Below are 23,246 nucleotides of genomic sequence, written 5' to 3' on the forward strand. Positions count from 1 at the left end.
TCCCCGAGAGACTCCACATCTCAAGGATGCGGCATCCGCGGCGAAACGAGCAGCAGGCACCGGGCGGGCCGCTTTGCCACCCCCGCCCACCATGAGGTAGGCGGGGGTTCTCGAACCCCCGCTACGACACACAGGGTGACACCTAACGAACCAGGCCCCACCGGAAACCGAGCGCCACCGCGTGCGCCCGGTCCGAGGCGCCGAGCTTCTTGAACAGACGTCGGGCATGCGTCTTGACGGTGTCCTCGGAGAGAAACAGCTCGCGGCCGATCTCGGCGTTGGACCGGCCGTGACTCATGCCCTCGAGCACCTGGATCTCACGCGCGGTGAGCGTCGGCGCGGCGCCCATCTCGGCGGAGCGCAGCCGGCGCGGGGCGAGCCGCCAGGTCGGGTCCGCGAGCGCCTGGGTGACGGTGGCGCGCAACTCCGCGCGCGACGCGTCCTTGTGGAGGTACCCGCGCGCGCCGGCGGCGACCGCGAGGGCCACGCCGTCCAGGTCCTCGGCGACGGTGAGCATGATGATGCGCGCACCGGGGTCCGCGGACAGCAGCCGCCGCACGGTCTCGACGCCGCCCAGACCGGGCATGCGTACGTCCATCAGAATCAGGTCCGAGCGGTCGGCGCCCCAGCGGCGGAGGACTTCCTCGCCGTTGGCCGCCGTCGTCACACGCTCGACGCCGGGCACGGTCGCGACCGCGCGGCGGAGCGCCTCTCGGGCAAGCGGGGAGTCGTCGCAGACGAGGACGGATGTCATGGCCGCCCTCCGCAGCTGATGCACGTCACCTTGAGCCTCCAGGCTGGTACGAAATCGTCACCTGTGCGGTCGACCGTCTCGGACGCCTGCCCGAGCACTTGTTCCTTCAACCGCCTCCGCACTCTCAACGACGGTCACTCGAAAGAGTTACGGGGCCGTGCGCTGTCTTCGGCACTCTACGTGAGGGGGCGGACACGGTGCAGACATGCGCGGCGGACCCTCAACGTTTCATCACAACAAGTGCCCCATTTAGCCCCATTTCTTCCCTTTCGCTGGCATCTGAGGCTAGATTCGCAATGAGTCATATTTTCATCTCCTTAGATCGTAGATGTACGGTCGTGAACACCGTATCCGCTCAGAACGGCTACAAGGGGTCACGCAATGGCAGATTTCTCCCGCCTTCCCGGACCGAACGCGGACCTGTGGGACTGGCAGCTCCTGGCCGCCTGCCGCGGGGTGGACAGCTCGCTCTTCTTTCATCCCGAGGGCGAGCGCGGGGCGGCCCGGAGCGCTCGCGAGAACTCGGCCAAGGAGGTCTGTATGAGGTGCCCGGTACGCGCGCAGTGCGCGGCGCACGCGCTGGCGGTACGCGAACCGTACGGCGTGTGGGGCGGCTTGACCGAGGACGAGCGCGAGGAGCTCATGGGCCGGGCGCGCCACCGTCTGGTGTCGGCGTCGGCAGGCGGCGGCTCGAACACTTGAAGGAACGTTTCTGCGATAAGGGCACGCGCACGCGTGCCCTTATTTCTGGGCCGAAATTTCTGGGCCGAAGCCCTTACTTGTGGCCCGCGGCGATCGCCAGCTGGTCCAGCGTCGCGGCCACTGCCGGGACCTGGGCCAGGTCGGGCAGCGTGAGCGCGACGATCTCCCGCCGCACCGCCGGTTCAAGCGTCAACATCCGTACGCCACGCGGCCGTACGGACTCGACGGCGAGCTGCGGCAGAACGGCGACCCCCAGCCCGGCGCCGACCAGGCCGACCACCGCCGGATAGTCGTCGGTGGCGAAGTCGATACGGGGCGTGAAGCCGGCGCCCTCGCACACCTCCACCAACTGGCCTCGACAGCGCGGGCAGCCGGCGATCCATGGCTCCTGAGCGAGGTCGCCGATGGCGACAGACCCTGAGGACGCAGTGCGCGCGAGCCGGTGCCCTTCGGGCACGAGCCCGATCAGACGGTCCGTCAGCAGCGGGCGTACGACGAGGTCGTCCCACTCCTCGGCGCCCGCGGCACCCTCGTACCGGAAGGCGAGTGCCACGTCGCAGTCGCCCTCGCGCAGCAGCCCGACGGACTGCGGCGGCTCGGCCTCCTCCAGGGAGACGCGGGTGCCCGGATGCGCGGCGCGCAGGGCGGCGAGGGCGGTCGGTACGAGGGTGGAGCTGCCGCTGGGGAAGGAGACCAGGCGTACCCGTCCGGCCCGCAGACCCGCGATGGCGGCGACCTCCTCCTCGGCGGCGGTGAGTCCGGAGAGGATCCCGGCGGCGTGCCGGACGAGCGCCTCGCCCGCCTGGGTCAGCCGCATCTCGCGCCCGCTGCGAATGAGCAGGGGTGTGCCGACGGACGCCTCCAGGGCCTTCATCTGCTGGCTGACGGCGGGCTGGGTGCAGCCCAGTTCGCGCCCCGCCGCGGAGAAGGAGCCGGTGGCGGCGACGGCGCGCAGGACGCGCAGATGGCGGGCTTCGATCACATCTCCGAGGATAAGCGACCCTTTGGCAAGGTGCCGAATATTGCGTCGACGCTTTTGGGTTACGTCCTCTACCGTGCGAAGCATGAAGCTTCTGTCTGTAAACGTGGGCCGCGCGAAGGCCGTGCCGTACACGGACCATCCGGAGGGTGTGACCGGCATCGACAAGCAGCCGGTTCAGGAGCCGGTGCGGGTGGCGGCACCCGGCCCCAAGGGCGTCGGCGGGAGCGGGCTGGCCGGGGACGCGGTCTGCACGCGGCAGCACCACGGCGGCGACGACCAGGCCGTGTACGCGGTGGCGCGCGAGGACCTGGACGACTGGGAGCGCGAGCTGGGCCGCCCGCTGGCGAGCGGCGGTTTCGGCGAGAACCTCACGACGCTCGGCCTGGACGTCTCCGGCGCGCTGATCGGCGAGCGCTGGCGGATAGGGCCCGAGGTGGTGCTGGAGGTGACCTGCGGGCGGATTCCGTGTGCCACCTTCCAGGGCCATGTGGGTGAGGAGCGGTGGGTGAAGCGGTTCACCGCGAAGGGAGCGCCGGGGGCGTATCTGCGGGTGATCGAACCGGGTTCGGTGCGGGCCGGCGACGCGATCGAGATCGTGCACCGGCCGGACCACGACGTGACGGTGGCGCTGCAGTTCCGGGCGGTGACGACCGAGCGGGGGCTGTTGCCGCGGCTGCTGGCGGCCGGGGAGGCGCTGCATCCGGAGTCGCTGGAGGCGGCGCGGAAGTACGTGGCGAAGCACGGGGCCTGACCGGCGGCCTCTGCGGCCCGGCAGGTTGGGGAGGCACTGTGCAGCAAACGGACGTACACAGTCCAGGTCACTAATCTTGCGCCATGACAACGGCATTGATTACGGGATCGACCGCGGGCATCGGTGCCGCGTTCGCGCGGCGACTGGCCGCTGACGGGCACAACCTCGTCCTGGTGGCCCGGGACACCAGGCGGCTGCGGGAACAGGCGACCGAGCTGCACGACCGGCACGGCATCGAGGCGGAGGTACTGACCGCCGACCTCGCCACGGACACCGGCATCGACTCGGTCGCCGCCCGGCTGTCCGACCGCAAGAACCCCGTCGACCTGCTGATCAACAACGCGGGCTTCGGTAACAAGGGCCGCTTCCTCGACGTGTCCATGACCGACGAGCTGAAGATGCTCAAGGTCCACTGCGAGGCGGTGCTCCGGCTGACGTCGGCGGCGACGGAGGCGATGCGGGAACGGGGGCGCGGGGGTGTCGTGAACGTCGCGTCGGTCGCCGCGTTCGTGCCGCGCGGGACGTACGGGGCGTCCAAGGCGTGGGTCGTGCAGTTCACGCAGGGCGTGGCGCGGGATCTGGCGGGGAGCGGGGTGCGGCTGATGGCGCTGTGCCCCGGGTTCGTGCGGACCGAGTTCCATGAGCGGGCCGGGATGGGGACGGACAACATCCCCGGGTGGATGTGGCTCGACGCGGACAAGCTGGTGGCTGCGGCGCTGGGGGATCTGGCGCGGGGGAAGTCGGTGTCGATTCCGGATCCTCGGTACAAGGCGTTGATGGGGGTGGTGAAGGTGGTGCCGCGGGGGGTGCTCGGGGGGATCAGCTCGCGGACGGGGCGGAAGTACGGGCCGCAGTAGCCCGAGCCGACTCCGTTGGTTCCGTTCGCGGAGCCTCGACGGCGTCGGGGACCACTCGGGGTTCCCATCGGGCACGGCGCCCAGCCCGTCCAGCCATGTCCCCTCCCCAGCATTGTCTGCGCCGCCGGCTTGCGGCCGAGTGCGGACCCCACCACCGGGGCCGGCAGCTCGGCCGCGCGGCTGCTCACATGGGTGAGGCCGGCGTCGAGGCCGGCCAGTGCGACCGCTCGGTCGCTGTCAGCGCACCGCGGGCGCCGCCATGATCTGGTTGTTGTCGCCCGTGACGGCGACACCGATGCAGCCGCCCGCGGACACGGACCGCTCCCCCCGGGACGCGATACCGCTCCGGTGGGAGAATAGTGCTGTTCATCCGGGACCCAGGGGGGCCGGGAGGCGGCACCATGACGTTTGTGCAGCTCATCGACTGTAGGACCAGCCGGTTCGACGAGATGAACCGGCTGATGGACCAGTGGGTCGAGCAGACCAAGGGGAAGCGGACGGCGACGCACGACATCATCGGCAAGGACCGGTCGGACGCGGCGCACTTCATCGAGATCGTGGAGTTTCCGTCGTACGAGGAGGCGATGCGGAACTCGAATCTTCCCGAGACCGATCGGATCTTCCAGGAGATGGTCGCGCTCTGTGACGCGACGCCGACCTTCACGGATCTGGACGTCGTACGGGACGAGCAGTTGTACGCGGCCAACGCACGCAGGTTCTTCGAGACCATCGCCGCCAAGGGCGAACTGCCCCCGCTCAACGATCTGCTCGTGGAGGACTACCACGACCACGATCCCTCCAACGACCCGGACGTCATCGGGATGGACGCGTTCCGCAGGGCGTGCGGGGAATGGCGGGGCGCGTTCGACTTCGCGTTCACCATCGAGGATCAGATGGCCCAGGGTGATCGCGTGTGTACGCGGTGGACCTTCAAGGGGACCCATGTCGGTGACTTCTTCGGGATTCCGGCCAGTGCGCGGGAGGTTTCCATGACCGGGGCGACCATCCACCGCTGCGTTCCGGACGGGAAGATCGCCGAGGGGTGGTGGCAGTACGACCGGCTGGGGCTGATGGCACAGCTGGGTGCGCTTGACGCGCTGGAGCAGTAGTCGGTCGCTTGTACGTACGGGAGAAGCCCCCGGTCCGCTTCCGCGGTACGGGGGCTTCTCTCGGACAGCGCGTGCGTCAGTGGGAGTGGCCGTGACCGTGGCCGTGACCGGCCTCGGCCTCCTCCTCGGCCGGCTTCTCGACGACCAGGGTCTCGGTCGTGAGGAGCAGGGAGGCGATGGAGGCGGCGTTCTCCAGGGCGGAGCGGGTGACCTTGACCGGGTCGATGACGCCGGCCTTGACCAGGTCGCCGTACTCGCCGGTGGCGGCGTTGAAGCCCTGGCCCTTCTCGAGCTCGGCGACCTTGGAGGTGATGACGTAACCCTCCAGGCCGGCGTTCTCTGCGATCCAGCGCAGCGGCTCGACGGCGGCCTTGCGGACGACCGCGACACCGGTGGCCTCGTCGCCGGTCTTGCCGAGGTTGCCCTCGAGGACCTTGACGGCGTGGACCAGCGCGGAGCCACCACCGGAGACGATGCCCTCCTCGACCGCGGCGCGGGTCGCGGAGATGGCGTCCTCCAGGCGGTGCTTCTTCTCCTTCAGCTCCACCTCGGTGGCGGCGCCGACCTTGATCACGCACACGCCGCCGGCCAGCTTCGCGAGGCGCTCCTGGAGCTTCTCGCGGTCCCAGTCGGAGTCCGTGGTCTCGATCTCGGCCTTGATCTGCGCGACGCGGCCGTGGACGTCATCCTTGTTGCCGGCGCCGTCGACGAGCGTGGTGTCGTCCTTGGTGACCGTCACGCGGCGGGCGGAGCCCAGCACGTCCAGGCCGACCTGGTCGAGCTTGAGGCCGACCTCCTCGGAGACGACCGTGGCGCCGGTGAGGATCGCCATGTCCTGCAGCATCGCCTTGCGGCGGTCGCCGAAGCCGGGAGCCTTGACGGCCACGGCGTTGAACGTGCCGCGGATCTTGTTGACGACCAGGGTCGACAGGGCCTCGCCCTCGACGTCCTCGGCGATGATCAGCAGCGGCTTGGAGGAGTTGGTCTGGATGACCTTCTCCAGCAGCGGCAGCAGGTCCTGGATCGAGGAGATCTTGCCCTGCGTGATCAGGATGTACGGGTCGTCGAGGACGGCCTCCATACGCTCCTGGTCGGTGACGAAGTACGGGGACAGGTAGCCCTTGTCGAAGGCCATGCCCTCGGTGAAGTCCAGCTCCAGACCGAAGGTGTTGGACTCCTCGACGGTGATGACACCGTCCTTGCCGACCTTGTCCATCGCCTCGGCGATGAGCTCGCCGACCTGCGTGTCCTGCGCGGACAGACCGGCGACGGCCGCGATGTCGGACTTCTCGTCGATCGGGCGGGCGGTCGCGAGGAGCTCCTCGGAGACCGCGGCGACGGCGGCGTCGATGCCCTTCTTCAGGGCGGCCGGGGAGGCACCCGCGGCGACGTTCTTCAGGCCCTCGCGGACGAGCGCCTGGGCCAGCACGGTGGCGGTGGTCGTACCGTCACCCGCGATGTCGTTGGTCTTGGTCGCCACCTCCTTCACCAGCTGGGCGCCGAGGTTCTCGTACGGGTCCTCGACCTCGACCTCGCGGGCGATGGTGACACCGTCGTTGGTGATGGTGGGAGCGCCGAACTTCTTGTCGATGACGACGTTGCGGCCCTTGGGGCCGATCGTCACCTTGACCGTGTCGGCCAGCTTGTTGACGCCGCGCTCGAGGGCGCGACGGGCGTCCTCGTCGAACTTCAGGATCTTCGCCATGACAGCGGGAGCCCTCTCGAAATCTAGGTGAATGTAGCTGCGCCCCCGGCGCCCGGCTTCTTGTGGTCGCGGGGGCCAGGGGCGCAGCTCAAAGCAAAGGTGCTTCGCGAGGAAGCTGAGGTGAACTACTTCTCGATGATCGCGAGGACGTCGCGAGCCGAGAGGACGAGGTACTCCTCGCCGTTGTACTTCACCTCGGTGCCGCCGTACTTGCTGTACAGCACGATGTCGCCCGTCTTCACGTCGAGCGGCAGGCGCTCGCCGTTCTCGAAGCGGCCCGGGCCCACGGCGAGGACGACGCCCTCCTGGGGCTTCTCCTTCGCAGTGTCCGGGATGACCAGGCCAGAGGCCGTGGTCTGCTCGGCGTCGAGCGGCTGGACCACAATGCGGTCCTCGAGCGGCTTGATGGCAACCTTGGAGCTGGCGGTCGTCACGATCCGACCTCCCCCTTCGGAGATCTCACGGGGTTAACTGTCTGAGGTGGCGACCAGGTGGATCCGTCGTCGCGGGTGCCGGACCTGCCCGTCGCTATTGGCACTCTCCAGGGGGGAGTGCCAGACCCGAGACTATGACTGCGATTAGCACTCGGTCAAGCGGACTGCTAATTCACGGTGGCGCGGCGGCGCAGCGGCGCGACCGCACCCGGCCCTAGAGGTACTCCTCCAGCCGCCCCACCGTCAGCCCCTCCCCCTGGACCTCCCGCAGCACCCGCACCGTCCGCTCCCGCAGCGTCAGCCCCGCCCCGTCCCCGGACGTGATGCTCACGACGTCGCCCGCGCGCAGCTGCTCCGCCCCGCCCTCGTACGTCAGCTCGCCGCCCCCGTCCGCCGATGCCCGCCACAGCACGACCGCCACGATCCCGCAGTCGGCCGCCGCGCGGAGGGTCGTCGTGTCGTACGTGCCGTAGGGCGGGCGGAAGAGGCGGGGGCGGATGCCGAAGCGGGACCTGAGTTTGTCCTGCTGGCCGCAGATCTCGGCGCGCTGGCCGGCGTACGGCAGTCCGCGCAGGGCGGAGTGGTCGAGGGTGTGGTTCTGGATGCTCGCGCCCACCGACCGCAGGCGCGCGAAGTGGCCGTAGCCCGGGCCGACCACGCTGTCCGTGAGGAACATGGTGACCGGGAGCCGCAGTTCGCGGACCAGGTCGATGAAGCGGGGGTCCTTCTCCGCGCCGTCGTCGTAGGTGAGGAAGACGACCTTGTCGGGGGTGGGGATGTGATCCACGACTGGGGGGAGGGACGCGGCACGGAGGGGTGTCCGGGCGGGGCGCGCCGGCGGCGGGGGCAGGGGGGACGGGAGGCCCCAGCGGCGGTACGGGGGTTCCGCGGAAGACGCCGGGCCGGGTGCCGCCCGTACCCGCTCGGCCGCCTTCTTGCCCAGCCGTTCGACGGGGTCGGCCGACTGGGCGCAGCCGGCGAGCAGCAGCGTCGCCGCCAGCAGACCCGCAGCCGGCGCCCGCCACCTCACAGGTAGTCCTCCAGCCGTGCCACCGCGTACCCCTCGGCCGTCACCTTGTTCAGGAACCGGCGGATCATGTCCGACATCGTGCCCTTCCAGTGCCCCTTGCCCCGGAAGTGACTGAGGACGATGTCACCGGGGTGGACCCTCCGGTCCCACTCGCGGTACTCCCAGCGGTCGACGAAGACCTCCTCGTTCCACAGGGGCGCGTACTTCACCCCGCAGGACTTCGCGGCGCGCAGGGTGTCCTCGTTGTAGTTGCCGAACGGCGGGCGGAAGAGGAGGGGGCGCTTGCCGTAGCGCTTCTCGATCACGTCCTGCATGCCGCAGATCTCGTGCTTCTGGCGGGCGTAGGAGAGGGCCGGGAGGTAGGGGTGGCGGAGGGTGTGGTTGTTCAGGACCACCCCTTTGGCCTGCATCCGTCCGAAGTAGCCGTAGTCCTCCTTGACCAGGTAGTCGCTGAGGAACGCGGTGTACGGGATCCTCAGTTCGCTCATCATCCGCAGGAACGCCGGGTCCTTCTCGGCGCCGTCGTCGATGGTGAGGAACACGATCTTGTGCCGGGTGGGGATCGTGGTGAAGACCGGGGGGAGGTTCAGCTCCCTGTGGCCGTCCACCTCGAAGCCCTTGCGGGTGGTGATCCTCGGCTTCTTCGCGGGCGGTGCCGGGGGTACCAGCGGGACCTTGGCCAGGCCCCAGCGTTTCGCCGTGGCGGCGCGGGCCGCGTATTCGGCGCGCAGCTTCGTGGCGTACGCGTCCAGGGCCCGGGCCGGGGGTGCCTGGAGGTTCTGCTGGCCGGGGGCGGGGCGCACCTCGGTGCGGTCGCCCGAGGGGTTGCCCGGTGCGCAGGCCGAGGCGATGGCGGCGACGGCGAGCACTGCGATTCCGCCGCGGACCCGTCCGCCCACCCATGACCGGCTTTTGTCATTTTGTACGACTGCTCGCATGGAGCCGGATCCTCGCAGGCCACAGCCCCGAACCGGCGCCGACACCGCCACCGGAGGCGCACCGTCCACCGACTGGCCCACAATGACCCGGTGAACGACCTCGCCCCGCTCCTCACCCCTGAGGGCCGCGCCCTCCTCGACGCCGTGCGCGGCACCGACCCCGCCGACGAACTCGCCGTCGCCACCCGGCTGCGCCGCGACCATCCCGCCGAACTGGTGTCGGCGGCACTCGGTCAGGCGCGGCTGCGGCAGCGGGCGGCGGCGAAGTTCGGGGCCGAGGACGCCGGGCGGATGTACTTCACGCCGAACGGGGTGGAGCAGTCGACGCGGGCGAGTGTCGCGACGTATCGGGCCGAGTGCTTCCAGGCGCTGGGGGTGAGGTCCGTCGCCGACCTGTGCTGCGGGATCGGCGGGGACGCGATCGCGCTGGCGCGGGCGGGGATCCGGGTGCTCGCCGTGGACCGGGATCCGGCGACGGTGGCGGTGGCCCTGGCGAACGCGGAGGTGCTGGGGCTCGCCGACCTCATCGAGGTACGGAAGGCAGACGTCACGGAGGTGGACACGGGCGGCTACGACGCCGTGTTCGTCGACCCCGCCCGGCGTTCCGCCAAGCGGGGCCGGATCTTCGACCCGGAGGCCTACTCGCCGCCGCTGTCCTGGGCGGTCCACAAGGCCCTCCAGGCCCCCCGCGCCGCTCTGAAGATCGCGCCCGGCATTCCGCACGAGGCGATCCCCGCCGAGGCCGAGGCCGAGTGGATCTCCGACGGCGGGGATGTGAAGGAGGCCGTGCTGTGGTTCGGGGCGGGGGTGACGGCCGGGGGCGTGCGGGCAACGCTGCTGCCGGGGCCGCGGACCCTGCCGTCCCGCGGGCTGCCCGACCCCGGGATCCGGCCCGTCGGACGGTACTTGTACGAGCCGGACGGCGCCGTCATCCGGGCCCATCTGGTCGCCGAGGTGGCCGATGACGTCGACGGCGGCCTGATCGACGCGACCATCGCCTACGTGACCGCCGACGAGCGGCACTCCACCCCGTACGCCACCGCCTACGAGATCACCGACCAACTCCCCTTCAACGTGAAGAAGCTGAAGGCGCTGCTGCGGGAACGGGAGGTCGGGATCCTGACCGTCAAGAAGCGCGGGTCGGCCGTGGAGCCGGAGGAGCTGCGGAAGAAGGTCAAGCCGCAGGGGCCGAACTCGGCGACGGTGTTTCTGACCCGGGTCGCTGGGGCGCCGACGATGCTGGTGGGGCGGCCGGCCTAGGTGGCTGTTCGGCGGGTCTCGTCCCTTGAGCGAAGCCGAGGGTGGGGAAGCCGGCGGCCGACGACAACGCGGCTGATGCAGCCAGGTCCTAGGGTCGGCACTCGGCGGCGCGCTGCTCCAGTAGTTGGCGTTCGCGTTCGTTGCGTGTCAGGGCCGCCGCCCGTTCGAACTCCGCCCGTGCCTCCGCCGTGCGGCCCGTTCTCGCCAGCAGGTCGCCCCGCACGCTCGGCAGCAAGTGGTAGTCCCGCAGGGCCGGTTCGGCGGCCAGGGCGTCGACGATCCGCAGGGCGGGCTCCGGGCCCTCCGCCATCGACACGGCGACCGCGCGGTTGAGTTCGACGACCGGGGACGGGGTGCGGGCGGCGAGGAGGGCGTAGAGGGTGGCGATGATCTGCCAGTCGGTGTCCTCGTAGGAGTACGCGTGCGCGTGGCAGGCGGCGATGGCGGCCTGGAGGGCGTAGGGGCCGGGGGCGCCGGTGGCGGTGGCGTGGTTGAGGGCGGTGATGCCGCGGGCGATGAGCATGCGGTTCCAGCGGCGGCGGTTCTGGTCCCTGAGGAGGACCGGCTCGCCGTTCGGGCCGGTGCGGGCGGCGGAGCGGGACGCCTGGAACTCGAGGAGCGCGGTCAGGCCGTGCACCTCCGGCTCCTTCGGCATCAGGACGGACAGCACACGGGCCAGGCGCAGGGCGTCCTCGCAGAGGGACGGGCGCAGCCAGTCGTCGCCGGCCGTGGCGGCGTAACCCTCGTTGAAGATCAGGTAGATGACGTCCAGGACCGAGCCGAGGCGGGCCTCGCGGTCGGGACCGTACGGCACCTCGAAGGCGACGTTCTTCGTCGCGAGCGTCCGTTTCGCACGGACGATGCGCTGGGCCACCGTCGGCTCCGGGACCAGGAACGCCCGGGCGATCTCCGGCGTCGTCAGGCCGCCGAGGAGACGCAGGGTGAGGGCGATACGGGCCTCGGCGGACAGCACGGGGTGGCAGGTGGTGAAGAGGAGCCTGAGCAGGTCGTCGTCGATGTCGTCAGGGTCATAGAGGGCAGAGGGCTCCTCGGGCGGGGCCGTCGTCTCCAGGTCGCGGCCGATCTCCTGGAGCTTGCGGGCGTAGTTCTCCCGGCGTCGGATCAGGTCGACGGCGCGGTGTTTGGCGGTGGCCATGAGCCAGGCGCCGGGGTTGTCGGGGACACCGTCGCGGGGCCACTGCTCCAGGGCGGCGACCAGGGCGTCCTGGGCGAGCTCCTCGGCGATGCCGACGTCCCGGACGATGCGGGTGACTGCGGCGATGACGCGGGGGGACTCGATGCGGAAGACGGTGTCGACCGTGCCGTGCGGGTCCGAGGCGGGCTGTTGTTCCACAACCCACCATCAGACACCCGTACGACCGCACGGCCAAGGCAATCCGGTCAGGATCAGCCCTCGGCGATCTCCCGCACCTCGCAGGTCACCGTCCACTCCTCCCCGTGCACCTTCACGAACCGCTTGGTCCACTCCAGGGCCTCGGCCCTGTCCTTGCACTGCATGATCGCGTAGCCGCCGATGACCTCCTTTGCCTCGGTGAAGGGCCCGTCGGTGACGGAGATCCTGCCGCCCTCCCAGTGCACGCGGCTGCCCTGCGCGGACGGAGTCAGCCCGGCCGTGTCGAGCATGACACCGGCCTTGGTGACCTCCTCCAACAGCTCGCCCATCCGCTGCATCAGCTCGGGGCTGGGGCCCTCGGCGGGGGCGGTGGACTCGTCGATCTTCACGAGCGACAGGTAGCGGGGCATGGTGACTCCTCGGGTCGTTGGGCAGCCGGGTCCTTCCCGGCCTCTCACCCCTGCGTCGATCGGGAGGCCTCCGGATCGACACACTCGCCGGAATTCTTCGAAGTTTTTTCCTCGGCGGGTGTCTTCGCAGGTGGGACGCCCGTTCCGTACAGGAGTCCGGCCGCCGCGGCCGCCACCGCCAGCAGCCCTGCCGCCACCCAGTACGCCGCCGAGTACCCCGCCACCAGCCCCCGCACCCCGTCCCCGGACCGCCCCCGGCGCTCACCGCCACCGTGACCAGCACTCCGAGCCCGACGGCCCCGCCGACCCGCCGTGAGCAGTTGAGCAGGTGCCGGACGCCATCCCCGTCTCCGCCGGCGCGACGCCCGCCGTGGCCGCCGTGCCCGGCGGTACGAAGCAGATGCCGATGCCGACGCCGGCGACCCCCGACGGTCCGAGGACGGAGAGCAGGAAGCCGCCGTCCACCGTCATCGCCGCCGCGAACCCCGCGGTCCCGAGCAGCGCGCCCGCCACCAGCAGCACCCCGGACCCGTACCGGCCCACCGTGCGGGCGGCGATCACCGAACCGGCCACGCGCGAGCCGGCGTTCCCGCGTGACCGCACGCTGGTCAACGAAGGACGCGAGCGGGTCTACGGCACCCAGATCGCCGGCGTACGGGACGACTCGCCCGTCGCCGCGTACACGGCCCAGCACAAGCCCGCCTGACGTACCGTCAGCGCAGCGACTCCCACAGCTCGCGTGCCTCCGGCTCGTCGGCCACCACCCGGTTGCGGTCCCACGGGGCCTGTACGACCGGCATGGTCACCGTCTTCACCGCGTCCGACGACAGGCCCTGCAGGCTCTGGCCGAGGGACATCAGCTGGGTCAGGGAGTCCAGGCCGGTGTCCGTGGTCAGGCCGGCGGTGACCGCGTCGGCGACCCGGTAGAGCTGGGCGGGGTCGGTGAGGAGGCCGGTCGCGGAGATCTGGTCCAGCAGGGCCTTCACCAGTTGCTGCTGGAGTCCTATGCGGCCGAGGTCGCTGCCGTCGCCTATGTCGTGCCGGGTGCGGGCCAGGGCCAGCGCCTGCTTGCCGTCTAGGTGGTGGGTGCCCGCCGCCAGGGTGAGGTGGCTGTCCTCGTCGTCGATGTCCTCGTCCGTGGTGACCGTGACGCCGCCGAGCGCGTCGACCAGCTTGGCGAAGCCCGCGAAGTCGATCTCGACGTAGTGGTCCATGCGGACGCCGGTGAGCGACTCGACCGTCTTCACCGCGCACACCGGCCCGCCCACCGAATACGCGCTGTTGAACATCGCGTTGTACGCCACCGACGTCGAACCGCCCGACGAGCGCGGACAGGACGGGCGCGTGACCAGCGTGTCGCGCGGGATGCTGACCACCGTGGCCGACGTCCGGCCCGCGTCGACGTGCACCACCATCGCCGTGTCGGAGCGGGCGCCCTCGCTGCTGCCGCCGCCCAGCGCCTGGTTCTCCTCGCCACTGCGCGAGTCCGAGCCCAGGACCAGGATGTTCAGGGCCTCGGTCGGCAGCGGGGACGTCGAGGCGGTGGCGGTGGGCGTGGGTGTCGTCATCGCCCTGGCCGGGCGGTCGTCGCCGAGCGCGCTGTTGATGTCGACGCTCTTGATGTTGGCGTTGAGGTGCCAGTAGGCCCAGCCCGCGGCGGCCACGCCCAGCACCAACACGCCCGCGAGGGTGAGGCCGGCGGCCTTGAGCGCTTTCGACCGCCGGCCCACTCTTCTGCCCTCGTCCCCGTTCTCGTCTCGTCCCGTCACGAGGAGGAACGTACGTCCGATTTGTTACGGGCGGGGATCCCAGAGCGGCTTTTCTTCGGAAATTCTCAGACTTCTCGGGCCGGAATCAACCCAGGGTGATGGTCGGCACCGGATTGCTCCCACTCCACGACCCGTTGAACCCGAAGGTCACCGAACCGCCGTCGGGAACCGTCCCGTTGTACGAGGCGTTGGAGCAGGTGACAGCCGCCCCCGACTGTGTGCAGGACGCGTTCCAGGCCTGGGTGATCTGCTGGCCCGCACCGAAGGTCCAGCCCACCTTCCAGGACGACAGCGCAGCCCCCGAGCAGGCGATCCGCACCTGCCCGGTGAAGCCGGTGTTCCACTGGCTGCCGACGCTGTAGGTCGCCGTGCACCCGTCCGTGGGCCGGCTGCCGCCGCCCCCGAGCGACTCGGCGATCGCGTGGTACGCCGGTTTCGGCGCGTAGTTCTCGTCGTACGGCGTCGCCGCCCCCTGCCCCGGGAAGGTGTCCGGGATCCAGGAGTCGGAGTCGGTGAAGCCCCAGACGGTCACACCGGTGCACCGGGCGACCGCGACACAGGCGTTCATCACGGCCCTGTAGTCGGCGGCCTGCTGCGTCAGCTTCGCGCTGTCGGCGGGCAGTTGCATCCGGATGTCCAGCTCCGTGATGGCCACGTCGAGGCCCAGATCGGCGAACCGCTGGATGTTCTGCTGGACGCTGGACGGCACCTGCCCGACGATCAGATGGGCCTGGAGGCCGACGCCGTCGATCGGGACGCCGCGCTCCTGCAGCGACCTGACCAGGTTGTACAGGGCGGTGCTCTTCGCGTTGACGCCCTCGACGTTGTAGTCGTTGATGTAGAGCCTGGCGGCCGGGTCGGCGGCGCGTGCCGCGGTCAGGGCCTGGGCGATGTAGTCGACGCCGAGGCCGTTGTACCAGAGGGTCTGACGGTAGGTGCCGTCCTCGTTGAACGGCTCGTTGACGACGTCCCAGGCCGCCAGCCGGCCCTTGTAGCGGCCGACCTCCAGCGCGATGTGGTCGTTCAGCAGCTGGCTCAACTGGGCTGACGTCCAGGTGCCGTTGGTCAGCCAGCCCGGGTTCTGGCTGTGCCAGACCAGGGTGTGGCCGCGCACCTGCTGCCCGTGGGCCTCGGCGAAGTCGACGATCTGGTCGGCCTCGGCCCAGTTGAAGCTGCCCCGGGTCGGTTCGACCGAGCCCCACTTCATGGCGTTGCCCGGGGTCAGCGAGTTGAACTCCCGCCCCGCGATCTCGCCGTACGTGCCGGTGAGCTTGGAGCCGGTGACCGCCGTACCGATGACCTTGCTCTTGGCGTCGGCGAGGTCGCGGAGGGGCGGGTCGGCGGCGTGCGCCGCGGGTGCCGTGAACAGCAGGGCGCCGAGCATCGCGACGCCGGTGGCAAGGGACGCCAGGGACAAGCCCGTTCTCAGAGATCTCATTGCGGGTGCCTCCGAAAGTTTCGGTCAAAAAACCGACTGGCTTCGGTGCAGTGTGGGGGGCCACGGAACACCCGTCAATACAGCAACACCCTCACCGGACAGGGCCTCAAACCGCCGGAGGTGCCTCCGTACTACTCCGCACCACCAGGCTGGTCGCCAGTTCCACCCGGGTCGCCGCCGGCGCCCCGTCCTCCTTGGCGAGGTCGAGGACGAGCTTCGCCGCCGCCTCGGCCATCTCCGTGAGCGGCTGCCGTACGGTCGTCAGCGGCGGCCCCACCCACGGCGCCACCGGCAGATCGTCGAACCCGACGACGCTCAGGTCCGCCGGAATCCGCAGCCCCAGCTCGCGCGCGGCCTCGTAAATACCGAGCGCCTGGAGGTCGTTCCCGGCGAAGACCGCGGTCGGCCGGTCGGCCCGGCGGAGCAGTTCCAGCCCCTGCCGGTAGCCGGCCTCGTGGTGGAAGTCGCCGGGCATGATCAGCGACGGGTCGACCGGGAGTCCGGCCGTCTCCAGGGCGGCCCGGTAGCCGTCGACGCGGGCGCGGCTGCACATCATCCGGGACGGCCCGGTGATGGCGCCGATGCGGGTGTGCCCGAGCTCGACGAGATGCCGGGTGGCGGCGAGCCCGCCCTGCCAGTTGGTGGCGCCGATGGACGGCACGTCGGCGCCCGGATCCCCCGCCGGGTCCATGACCACGAACGGAATGGACCGGCTGGTCAGCAGCGCGCGCTGGGACTCGTCCAGCCCGGACAGCACGAGGATCACACCGTGCGGTCGCCGGGCGGCGACCTGATCGGCCCAGGTACGTCCGGGCGTAAGCCTCCCCGCACTCTCGCTCAGCACCACACTCAGCCCGGCGTCCCGGGCGACGTTCTCCACGCCCCGGATGACCTCCATCGCCCAGGCGCTCTCCAGCTCGTGGAAGACCAGGTCGATCAGGGGCGAGCGGCCGGCCTCGGCACGGCGGCGCCGGTAGCCGTGGGCGCGCAGCAGTTCCTCGACGCGGCTGCGGGTGGCCGGGGCGACATCGGCGCGTCCGTTGAGGACCTTCGAAACTGTCGGCGCGGACACACCGGCCTCGCGGGCGATCTCGGCGAGCGTCGCGGTCCGCGAGGACCGTCCGGCCGTCGGTGGTGTCGTCCGGGTTTCAGCGGGCTCCGGGGGTGTCATGGCGGCGATCGTAACCCTGCGCGCCCTCTTGACGAACCCTCCGCACCGCCCCTAGGTTCCCGGAACATTCGAGGTGAACAACGAAACATTCGCGAGAGGGCCTCCGCCCCGACAGGAGTTTCATGACCACCGCCCCCTGGCGCGACCCCGCCCTGCCCGCCGCCGCCCGCGTCGACGACCTCCTCTCCCGGATGACCCTGGAGGAGCGGACCGCCCAGCTGTACGGCGTGTGGGTGGGCGCCGAGACGGACGGCGACGGGGTCGCTCCCCTCCAGCGCGAGATGACCTCCGACTACGAGTGGGACGAGCTGATCACCCACGGTCTGGGCCAGCTCACCCGCGCCTTCGGTACCGCCCCCGTGGACCCGGCGCTGGGCGCGCAGGCACTGGCCCGCGCCCAGCGCCGTATCGCCGGGGCGGGCCGTTTCGGCATCCCGGCGGTGGCCCACGAGGAGTGCCTGGCCGGCTTCACCGCCTGGCAGGCGACGGCCTATCCGGTGCCGCTGGCCTGGGGTGCGACCTTCGACCCGCCGCTCGTCGAGGAGATGGCCCACCGCATCGGCCGGGACCTGCGCTCGGCCGGCGTCCACCAGGGCCTCGCGCCGGTCCTGGACGTCGTACGCGATCTGCGCTGGGGCCGGGTCGAGGAGACGATCGGCGAGGACCCGTATCTGACCGGCACGATCGGCACGGCCTACGTCCGCGGCCTGGAGTCGGCCGGAATCGTCGCCACGCTCAAGCACTTCGCCGGGTACGCGTCCTCGGCCGGCGCCCGCAACCAGGCCCCGGTACGGGCGGGAGTGCGGGAGCTCGCGGACATCACCCTGCCCCCGTTCGAGATGGCGCTGCGCGAGGGCGGGGCGCGCTCGGTGATGGCGGCGTACAACGAGACGGACGGGGTCCCGGCCTCCGCGGACCCGGCACTCCTGACCGAACTCCTGCGTGAGCGCTGGGGGTTCACGGGGACGGTGGTCGCGGACTACTTCGGGGTCGGCTTCCTGGAGACGCTGCACCGGGTGGCGGGGTCACCGGCCGAGGCGGCGCACGCGGCGCTCGCGGCCGGCCTCGACGTGGAGCTGCCGACGCTGAAGTGCTACGGGAAACCGCTGGTGGAGGCGGTACGGGCGGGCGAGGTGCCGGAAGCGCTCATCGACCGGGCCGCCCGCCGGGTGCTGCTCCAGAAGTGCGAGCTGGGCCTCCTGGACGAGGACTGGGACCCGGAGCCGAGGACCCGGATCGACCTGGACTCCCCCGCGAACCGTGCCGTGGCCCGGCGTCTCGCGGAGGAGTCGGTGGTGCTGCTGGACAACCCGGACGGCGTCCTGCCGCTGGCGCCGGACACCCGTATCGCGGTGGTGGGCCCGCGCGCGGCGGACGCCCTGGCCATGCTCGGCTGCTACTCCTTCCCCTCCCACGTCCTCACCCACCACCCCGGAACTCCGATGGGCATCGAGATCCCGACGCTCCTGGAGTCGCTGCGCGCCGAACTCCCCGACGCCAAGGTGACGTTCGCGGAGGGCTGCGGGGTGACGGACCCGGACCCGGCGGGCTTCGCGGAGGCGGTGGCGAGGGCGTCCGAGGCGGACGTCTGCCTGGCGGTACTGGGCGACCGGGCGGGCCTGTTCGGCCGGGGCACGTCGGGCGAGGGCTGCGATGTCTTCGACCTCCAACTGCCAGGCATCCAGGGTGACTTGCTGGACGAGCTGGTGGCGACGGGCGTCCCGGTGGTCCTGGTTCTGCTGACCGGACGCCCGTACGCGCTGGGCCGCTGGCACGGCCGGCTGGCCGCCGTCGTACAGGCGTTCTTCCCGGGGGAGGAGGGTGGCCCGGCGGTGGCGGGAGTGCTGTCGGGCCGCGTCAACCCGTCGGGCCGCCTGCCGGTGAGCGTGCCGCAGGTGCCGGGCGGCCAGCCGTGGACGTACCTCCAGCCGCCACTGGGCCTGGCGGGCGAGGTCAGCAACCTGGATCCGACGCCGCTGTACGCCTTCGGACACGGCCGCTCGTACACGACGTTCGCGTGGGAGACGGTCACCGAGGGCCCCGCGACGACGATCGGCACGGACGGCTGGTACGACCTGGCCCTGACCGTCCGCAACACGGGCGACCGCGCGGGCGCGGAGGTGGTCCAGCTGTATCTGCACGACCCGGTGGCGAGCGTCACGCGTCCGGACGTACGGCTGATCGGCTACCAGCGGCTGGAGCTGACGCCGGGTGAGGCGGCCCGGGTGACCTTCCGGTTCCACACGGATCTCTCGGCGTTCACCGACCGCTCCGGCCGAAGGGTGGTCGAACCGGGCATCCTGGAACTACGGTTGGCGGCATCCAGCACGGAGGTATGCCACACGGCACGACTCGCCCTGACCGGTCCGCTCCGGGAGCTCGGCCCCGGCCGGCGGCTGCGGTGCGAGACGGAGGTGTCGGGGGCGGTGTGACCCTCCGCGCGGAGCACGGGGGCGCACGGGGGGGGGCGTCAGCTGCTTGGCGGGGAGTGTGCACGAGAGTGGTCTAACTCGATCGCGCGATGATCGGCTTGCGGGCTTGTCGTGTTCTGGGCCGTTCGGGCTACGGTGCCCGTGCGATCTGGGACGCCGGGTACGGCGCCAGTGTGCGGGGCCCCTGCTCCACCGGAGTGATGGTTCAGGGCCTCCCCGTCACCTCTGGCCGTGCGTCCGTCCCCACCGACTCGAACCTCCACCGGTGCACCGCCCGCGTGACCAACTCCCCGTCCGGCTCGGGCAGTTCCGGCAGCACGGCGTCGTAGCCGGCATCCCACCACGTGATGACGAGGACCCGGTCCTGCGGGGCCCGGAAGACCTCCCGGCGCAACGGCTTCTCAGCGAGTTGCTGCGCCCGCGCCCAGGCCAGCAGTTCCGCACCCTTCCCGGGGACGGCCCGCGCCTCCCACATCAGCGCGACGGTCACGAGTACAGGTCGCCCTTGCTGACCTCGTGCACATGGTCGTGGTCATGAGAGTGGCCGGTGCCCGGCACATGAGGATCCGTCACCGGCAGCGACGAGTCCGCCGAGAGGTCCCAGCTGGACGCCGACCGGTTCCGCGCCACCATCTCGGCACCCAGCGCGGCCACCATCGCCCCGTTGTCGGTGCACAACTTGGGCCGCGGCACCCGGAGCTGGATCCCGGCCGTCTCGCAGCGGTGCCGGGCCAGCTCCCGCAACCGGGAGTTTGCCGCCACACCGCCGCCGATCATCAGGTGGTCGACGCCCTCGTCCTTGCAGGCCCGCACGGCCTTGCGGGTCAGCACGTCCACGACCGCCTCCTGGAAGGAGGCCGCCACATCGCGCACCGGCACCTCCTCGCCGGCCGCCCGCTTGGCCTCGATCCAGCGGGCCACGGCCGTCTTGAGCCCCGAGAAGGAGAAGTCGTACGCCGGGTCGCGCGGGCCGGTCAGACCGCGCGGGAACGCGATGGCGTGCGGGTCGCCCTCCCTCGCGTACCGGTCGATGACCGGACCGCCCGGGAAGCCGAGGTTCAGCACGCGCGCGATCTTGTCGAAGGCCTCCCCCGCCGCGTCGTCGATGGTCGCGCCCATGGGACGGACGTCGGACGTGATGTCGCTGGACAGCAGCAGCGACGAGTGCCCGCCGGACACCAGCAGCGCCATCGTCGGCTCCGGCAGCGGACCGTGCTCCAGCTGGTCCACGCAGATGTGCGAGGCCAGGTGGTTGACGCCGTACAGCGGCTTGCCCAGCGCGTACGCGTACGCCTTCGCCGCCGATACGCCGACCAGCAGCGCACCGGCGAGACCCGGACCGGCGGTGACAGCGATGCCGTCGAGGTCCCTGGCGCTGACCCCCGCCTCCTTCAGCGCGCGGTCGATGGTCGGGACCATCGCCTCAAGATGCGCCCGGGACGCGACCTCCGGCACGACGCCGCCGAAGCGGGCGTGCTCGTCGACGCTGGAGGCGACGGCGTCGGCGAGCAGGGTGCTGCCGCGGACGATGCCGACGCCGGTCTCGTCGCAGGAAGTCTCGATCCCCAGGACCAGAGGTTCGTCAGCCATGGATCTCAGTTCCTTGTACGGAGGTTGAAGGGTCGGTCAGGCGCATCACCAGGGCATCGACGTTGCCCGGCTGGTAGTAGCCGCGTCGGAAACCGATGGCCTCGAAGCCGAAACGCTCGTAGAGCTTCTGGGCGCGGATGTTGTCGATCCGGCACTCCAGCATCACTTCGGCGCAGTCGAAGGCGGTCGCGGCCCGCAGGAGTTCGGTGAGGAGGCGTCCGCCGAGGCCGGTGCCCCAGTGATCGCGGGCGACGGCGATGGTCTGGATGTCGGCGAGGTCTCCGGAGGCGGCGAGGCCCGCGTATCCGACGATCTGTCCGCCGTCCTCGGCCACCAGGTACCGGCGCGTCGCCTCCGTGCCCCGCGAGTGGGCCAGCTCGGACCAGAACATGCCCCGGGACCAGGCGTCCTCGGGGAAGAGGTCCTTCTCCAGCTCGAGCACGGGGTCAATGTCCCACCAGCGCATCTCGCGCAGTCGAGGAGTCACGGGTTCGGTCACTTGGGGGTGACCACCTTGTAGTTCTTGGGGACCTGGGCATCGGGCCGGCGCAGATACAGCGGCCGGGCGGGCGGGAGTTCCTCGCCGGCCGCCAGCCGCTCCGCGGCGAGCGAGGCGAGGGCGGCGGCGGACACGTGCTCCGGCTCGTGGGCCTGCGGGAAGGTGTCCGGGTACAGCAGCGCGCCCGCACCGACGGCCGGGAGCCCGGCGACCCGGTCGGCGATGTCGGCGGGCCGGCCGACGGCGGGGTCGGTCACGCGGGTGCGTGAGTCGGCGTACCGCGCCCAGTAGACCTCCTTGCGCCGGGCGTCCGTCGCCACGACGAAGGGGCCCTCCAGGTCGGAGGCGTACGCGAGGCCGTCCAGCGTGCACACGCCGTGCACGGGGACACCGAGCGCGAGCCCGAAGGTGTCCGCGGTCATCAGGCCGACGCGCAGCCCGGTGTAGGGGCCGGGTCCGATGCCCACGACGATGCCGGTGACGGCGTCGAGCTTGAGCCCGGCCTCGGCGAGCACACGGTCGACGGCCGGCAGCAGCAACTCACCGTGCCGGCGCGCGTCCACCTGACTCGACGAGACGATGACGTCCGTGCCGTCGTGCAGGGCGACGGTGACGGCTGGGGTGGCGGTATCCAGAGCGAGCAAGAGCACGCAAACAGCCTACGGCTCCTCGGGGCCGGCGTCGGACGTCCCGCCGTCCACCCGGAGGGGGCGGGCCCGCGAGGCCAGGCCACCCGGGACGCGGGTACCCCCGCGCCAGGCTGTCCGAGCATGACGAGCCGCATCGGCGGGCCGGGCTCGCGCGACGAGCGGTACGCACCGGGCGGCGCCGGGCGGACGCGACGCCCGACACGGGCACCCGGGAACGGCGCCGTCGTCCAACCCGGGCGAGCGGGCCCGCAAGGCCCGAGCCACCCTGGACGCGGGTACCCCCGCACGAGGTCGTCCGAGCACGGCGGACGAACCACATCGGCGGGCCGAGCTCGCGCGGCAAGCGGTGCGCACGCGACGCCCGACACGGACTCCCGGGCCCGGCACAGCCGCCCAGGTCGGCCGGTCACCGCTGCTACGGTCGGGCGGAAGCACGGCATACGAGGCGATTGCCCGAGGTGGGCGACGGTGGGTGCCCCCCAGCGGCGTTGTCGTCACCCGCCGCGGCAGCGGCTGTTGCCGCAACCTCCCCGCATTTGCAGCTACCCGGACCAGACCCCGCTTGCCCGCACTGAAAAGGAGCCGCACCGAATGGCCAGCCAGATCCGCCGGACAGGCCCCCGCAGCAGCTCCGGATTCGTGGCGGCGCTCACCGCGGCGGCGATCGCGGGCATCGGCTTTCTCGCCTACCAGGCCTCGGCGAGCGTCCCGGCCGACCTCGGCACGGCCCACGCCAACAGCTCACCTGCCGCGAGCGCAGCGAACGCACCCCGCGGTAAGCAGGACCCCGCCGCCCTGCCCGCCGGGTCCGGCGCGGGCGCACGGGTCGTGTACTCGGTGGCCGCCGACCGGGTGTGGTTGATCGGCAAGGGTGAGCAGGTGCGGCGCAGCTTCAGGGTCACCCCGGGCTCCGTCGACCCGGCCCCGGGCAGCTACGCCGTCACGTCCCGCTCGAAGGCGGTCACCGGCACCGACGGCACCCCCATCGAGCACGTCGTCCGCTTCACCAGCGTGGACGGCGTCACCATCGGCTTCAGCGCGGCGAGGGCCGGGTCGACCCCGGTGTCCGACCCGGGCGTGAAGACGGGCGGAATCCGGGAGTCACGGGCGGACGGCAAGGCGATGTGGGACTTCGCGACGATCGGGCGGAAGGTCGTCGTCGTCCGGTAGCGGAGGTCCGCCGACCGTCAGGCGGCTCTGCGCTCCTCCGTGTGCGGCTCGGTCGGCTGCGGGTCGGGCTCGCGCGGCGGTGTCGAGATCACGTTCGCGGCGACGCCCGCCGCCAGCAGATCGCGCATGGACACCCCGAAGCCCACCCGCGGTGGTGACTCGTCTCGTTCGGTGGCCGACATGGACGCCTCCTGGGTGCCGGGGGCAGACGTACTTAGGTAGACCTAACTACGGACTGGAT

General features: G+C 71.3%; 23 protein-coding genes and 1 pseudogene. 8 read left to right on the top strand and 16 right to left on the bottom strand.

What is annotated here, in order from left to right; genetic code table 11:
- Positions 1-142: 142 nt before the first annotated feature.
- Positions 143-754, bottom strand: coding sequence for a response regulator transcription factor (locus AQJ91_RS10575; protein ID WP_003948568.1), 612 nt, complete (start codon positions 752-754; stop codon positions 143-145).
- Positions 755-1,135: 381 nt separating this feature from the next.
- Between AQJ91_RS10575 and AQJ91_RS10580 the strand changes: the two genes are divergently transcribed.
- Positions 1,136-1,456, top strand: coding sequence for a WhiB family transcriptional regulator (locus tag AQJ91_RS10580; protein ID WP_067018856.1), 321 nt, complete (start codon positions 1,136-1,138; stop codon positions 1,454-1,456).
- A gap of 73 nt (positions 1,457-1,529) precedes the next feature.
- Here AQJ91_RS10580 and AQJ91_RS10585 read toward each other — a convergent pair whose 3' ends face one another.
- Entirely contained in the window at positions 1,530-2,438 is a 909-nt protein-coding gene (locus AQJ91_RS10585) for a LysR family transcriptional regulator (protein ID WP_067018857.1), read from the bottom strand.
- 82 nt (positions 2,439-2,520) lie between these two features.
- On the opposite strand from AQJ91_RS10585, the gene AQJ91_RS10590 reads away from it, so the two are divergent.
- From AQJ91_RS10590 to AQJ91_RS10600, 3 genes are all read left to right on the top strand, one after another.
- The gene (locus tag AQJ91_RS10590) at positions 2,521-3,189 is read left to right on the top strand and encodes an MOSC domain-containing protein (RefSeq protein ID WP_067018858.1); all 669 of its coding nucleotides are present in this window, start codon (positions 2,521-2,523) and stop codon (positions 3,187-3,189) included.
- Positions 3,190-3,272: 83 nt separating this feature from the next.
- Positions 3,273-4,046 (top strand): SDR family NAD(P)-dependent oxidoreductase, encoded by a 774-nt coding sequence (locus AQJ91_RS10595; protein ID WP_067018859.1) that lies wholly within the window; start codon positions 3,273-3,275, stop codon positions 4,044-4,046.
- 401 nt (positions 4,047-4,447) lie between these two features.
- Positions 4,448-5,155 (top strand): ester cyclase, encoded by a 708-nt coding sequence (locus AQJ91_RS10600; RefSeq protein ID WP_067018860.1) that lies wholly within the window; start codon positions 4,448-4,450, stop codon positions 5,153-5,155.
- Positions 5,156-5,231: 76 nt separating this feature from the next.
- On the opposite strand, the gene groL is transcribed toward AQJ91_RS10600, so the two are convergent.
- The 4 genes from groL to AQJ91_RS10620 all read right to left on the bottom strand — a co-directional run bounded on the left by groL (position 5,232) and on the right by AQJ91_RS10620 (position 9,262).
- Complete coding sequence (gene groL, locus AQJ91_RS10605) at positions 5,232-6,860, bottom strand: chaperonin GroEL (RefSeq protein ID WP_067018862.1); 1,629 nt, start codon at positions 6,858-6,860, stop codon at positions 5,232-5,234.
- A 125-nt stretch (positions 6,861-6,985) separates the two neighbouring features.
- Complete coding sequence (groES, locus tag AQJ91_RS10610; RefSeq protein ID WP_055493212.1) at positions 6,986-7,294, bottom strand: co-chaperone GroES; 309 nt, start codon at positions 7,292-7,294, stop codon at positions 6,986-6,988.
- A 214-nt stretch (positions 7,295-7,508) separates the two neighbouring features.
- Entirely contained in the window at positions 7,509-8,324 is an 816-nt protein-coding gene (locus AQJ91_RS10615; RefSeq protein ID WP_067018864.1) for a polysaccharide deacetylase family protein, read from the bottom strand.
- Complete coding sequence (locus AQJ91_RS10620; protein ID WP_199847898.1) at positions 8,321-9,262, bottom strand: polysaccharide deacetylase family protein; 942 nt, start codon at positions 9,260-9,262, stop codon at positions 8,321-8,323. The genes AQJ91_RS10615 and AQJ91_RS10620 overlap by 4 nt, the downstream gene beginning before the upstream one ends.
- A 90-nt stretch (positions 9,263-9,352) precedes the next feature.
- Here AQJ91_RS10620 and AQJ91_RS10625 point away from each other — a divergent pair, with 90 nt between their 5' ends.
- Positions 9,353-10,522 carry a THUMP-like domain-containing protein gene (locus tag AQJ91_RS10625; RefSeq protein WP_067018867.1) on the top strand — a complete coding sequence of 390 codons (1,170 nt, stop codon included), beginning with the start codon at positions 9,353-9,355 and terminating at the stop codon, positions 10,520-10,522.
- An 88-nt stretch (positions 10,523-10,610) separates the two neighbouring features.
- Here the strand turns inward: AQJ91_RS10625 and AQJ91_RS10630 are convergent, their stop codons facing one another.
- The gene (locus AQJ91_RS10630) at positions 10,611-11,876 is read right to left on the bottom strand and encodes an RNA polymerase sigma factor (protein WP_067018869.1); all 1,266 of its coding nucleotides are present in this window, start codon (positions 11,874-11,876) and stop codon (positions 10,611-10,613) included.
- A gap of 53 nt (positions 11,877-11,929) precedes the next feature.
- On the bottom strand, positions 11,930-12,286 hold the full coding sequence (locus AQJ91_RS10635; RefSeq protein WP_067018871.1) for a YciI family protein: 357 nt from the start codon (positions 12,284-12,286) through the stop codon (positions 11,930-11,932).
- Positions 12,287-12,860: 574 nt separating this feature from the next.
- Here AQJ91_RS10635 and AQJ91_RS58725 point away from each other — a divergent pair.
- A pseudogene (locus AQJ91_RS58725) lies at positions 12,861-12,992 on the top strand (DUF6624 domain-containing protein); the annotation flags it as partial.
- Positions 12,993-12,999: 7 nt separating this feature from the next.
- Here AQJ91_RS58725 and AQJ91_RS10645 read toward each other — a convergent pair.
- The 3 genes from AQJ91_RS10645 to AQJ91_RS10655 all read right to left on the bottom strand — a co-directional run bounded on the left by AQJ91_RS10645 (position 13,000) and on the right by AQJ91_RS10655 (position 16,664).
- Positions 13,000-14,055: an LCP family protein gene (locus AQJ91_RS10645; protein WP_067018879.1), complete on the bottom strand. Its 1,056-nt coding sequence runs from the start codon at positions 14,053-14,055 to the stop codon at positions 13,000-13,002.
- An 85-nt stretch (positions 14,056-14,140) separates the two neighbouring features.
- The gene (locus tag AQJ91_RS10650) at positions 14,141-15,493 is read right to left on the bottom strand and encodes a glycoside hydrolase family 10 protein (RefSeq protein ID WP_067018880.1); all 1,353 of its coding nucleotides are present in this window, start codon (positions 15,491-15,493) and stop codon (positions 14,141-14,143) included.
- Positions 15,494-15,599: 106 nt separating this feature from the next.
- On the bottom strand, positions 15,600-16,664 hold the full coding sequence (locus AQJ91_RS10655) for a LacI family DNA-binding transcriptional regulator (RefSeq protein ID WP_067018882.1): 1,065 nt from the start codon (positions 16,662-16,664) through the stop codon (positions 15,600-15,602).
- Between the two features lie 122 nt (positions 16,665-16,786).
- Here AQJ91_RS10655 and AQJ91_RS10660 point away from each other — a divergent pair, with 122 nt between their 5' ends.
- Positions 16,787-19,096: a beta-xylosidase/alpha-l-arabinosidase gene (locus tag AQJ91_RS10660; RefSeq protein ID WP_067018883.1), complete on the top strand. Its 2,310-nt coding sequence runs from the start codon at positions 16,787-16,789 to the stop codon at positions 19,094-19,096.
- A gap of 205 nt (positions 19,097-19,301) precedes the next feature.
- Here the strand turns inward: AQJ91_RS10660 and AQJ91_RS10665 are convergent, their stop codons facing one another.
- Genes AQJ91_RS10665 through tsaB form a run of 4 tightly spaced genes read right to left on the bottom strand, consistent with a single transcriptional unit; the run spans position 19,302 to position 21,835 of the window.
- The gene (locus AQJ91_RS10665; RefSeq protein ID WP_067018884.1) at positions 19,302-19,586 is read right to left on the bottom strand and encodes a hypothetical protein; all 285 of its coding nucleotides are present in this window, start codon (positions 19,584-19,586) and stop codon (positions 19,302-19,304) included.
- A complete protein-coding gene (tsaD, locus tag AQJ91_RS10670; RefSeq protein WP_067018885.1) occupies positions 19,583-20,686 on the bottom strand; it encodes a tRNA (adenosine(37)-N6)-threonylcarbamoyltransferase complex transferase subunit TsaD in 1,104 nt (367 codons plus the stop codon). Before tsaD ends, AQJ91_RS10665 begins: the two co-directional genes overlap by 4 nt.
- The gene (gene rimI / locus AQJ91_RS10675; protein WP_067018888.1) at positions 20,679-21,185 is read right to left on the bottom strand and encodes a ribosomal protein S18-alanine N-acetyltransferase; all 507 of its coding nucleotides are present in this window, start codon (positions 21,183-21,185) and stop codon (positions 20,679-20,681) included. The genes tsaD and rimI overlap by 8 nt, the downstream gene beginning before the upstream one ends.
- Positions 21,182-21,835 (bottom strand): tRNA (adenosine(37)-N6)-threonylcarbamoyltransferase complex dimerization subunit type 1 TsaB, encoded by a 654-nt coding sequence (gene tsaB, locus AQJ91_RS10680; RefSeq protein WP_067018890.1) that lies wholly within the window; start codon positions 21,833-21,835, stop codon positions 21,182-21,184. Before tsaB ends, rimI begins: the two co-directional genes overlap by 4 nt.
- A 591-nt stretch (positions 21,836-22,426) precedes the next feature.
- Between tsaB and AQJ91_RS10685 the strand changes: the two genes are divergently transcribed.
- Complete coding sequence (locus tag AQJ91_RS10685) at positions 22,427-23,005, top strand: L,D-transpeptidase (protein WP_067018896.1); 579 nt, start codon at positions 22,427-22,429, stop codon at positions 23,003-23,005.
- 17 nt (positions 23,006-23,022) lie between these two features.
- Here the strand turns inward: AQJ91_RS10685 and AQJ91_RS54380 are convergent, their stop codons facing one another.
- Positions 23,023-23,187, bottom strand: coding sequence for a hypothetical protein (locus tag AQJ91_RS54380; RefSeq protein WP_199847899.1), 165 nt, complete (start codon positions 23,185-23,187; stop codon positions 23,023-23,025).
- Positions 23,188-23,246 lie beyond the last annotated feature (59 nt).

The sequence above is a fragment of the Streptomyces dysideae genome (assembly GCF_001514305.1).
GTDB lineage: Bacteria > Actinomycetota > Actinomycetes > Streptomycetales > Streptomycetaceae > Streptomyces > Streptomyces dysideae.

Excerpts from the sequence above, each read along its gene's own strand:
- AQJ91_RS10575 (WP_003948568.1), bottom strand. The coding sequence starts at position 754 with ATGACATCCGTCCTCGTCTGCGACGACTCCCCGCTTGCCCGAGAGGCG.
- AQJ91_RS10580 (WP_067018856.1), top strand. The coding sequence starts at position 1,136 with ATGGCAGATTTCTCCCGCCTTCCCGGACCGAACGCGGACCTGTGGGAC.
- AQJ91_RS10590 (WP_067018858.1), top strand. The coding sequence starts at position 2,521 with ATGAAGCTTCTGTCTGTAAACGTGGGCCGCGCGAAGGCCGTGCCGTAC.
- AQJ91_RS10595 (WP_067018859.1), top strand. The coding sequence starts at position 3,273 with ATGACAACGGCATTGATTACGGGATCGACCGCGGGCATCGGTGCCGCG.
- AQJ91_RS10600 (WP_067018860.1), top strand. The coding sequence starts at position 4,448 with ATGACGTTTGTGCAGCTCATCGACTGTAGGACCAGCCGGTTCGACGAG.
- groL (WP_067018862.1), bottom strand. The coding sequence starts at position 6,860 with ATGGCGAAGATCCTGAAGTTCGACGAGGACGCCCGTCGCGCCCTCGAG.
- AQJ91_RS10620 (WP_199847898.1), bottom strand. The coding sequence starts at position 9,262 with ATGCGAGCAGTCGTACAAAATGACAAAAGCCGGTCATGGGTGGGCGGA.
- AQJ91_RS10635 (WP_067018871.1), bottom strand. The coding sequence starts at position 12,286 with ATGCCCCGCTACCTGTCGCTCGTGAAGATCGACGAGTCCACCGCCCCC.
- AQJ91_RS10650 (WP_067018880.1), bottom strand. The coding sequence starts at position 15,493 with ATGAGATCTCTGAGAACGGGCTTGTCCCTGGCGTCCCTTGCCACCGGC.
- AQJ91_RS10655 (WP_067018882.1), bottom strand. The coding sequence starts at position 16,664 with ATGACACCCCCGGAGCCCGCTGAAACCCGGACGACACCACCGACGGCC.
- AQJ91_RS10660 (WP_067018883.1), top strand. The coding sequence starts at position 16,787 with ATGACCACCGCCCCCTGGCGCGACCCCGCCCTGCCCGCCGCCGCCCGC.
- tsaD (WP_067018885.1), bottom strand. The coding sequence starts at position 20,686 with ATGGCTGACGAACCTCTGGTCCTGGGGATCGAGACTTCCTGCGACGAG.
- AQJ91_RS10685 (WP_067018896.1), top strand. The coding sequence starts at position 22,427 with ATGGCCAGCCAGATCCGCCGGACAGGCCCCCGCAGCAGCTCCGGATTC.
- AQJ91_RS54380 (WP_199847899.1), bottom strand. The coding sequence starts at position 23,187 with ATGTCGGCCACCGAACGAGACGAGTCACCACCGCGGGTGGGCTTCGGG.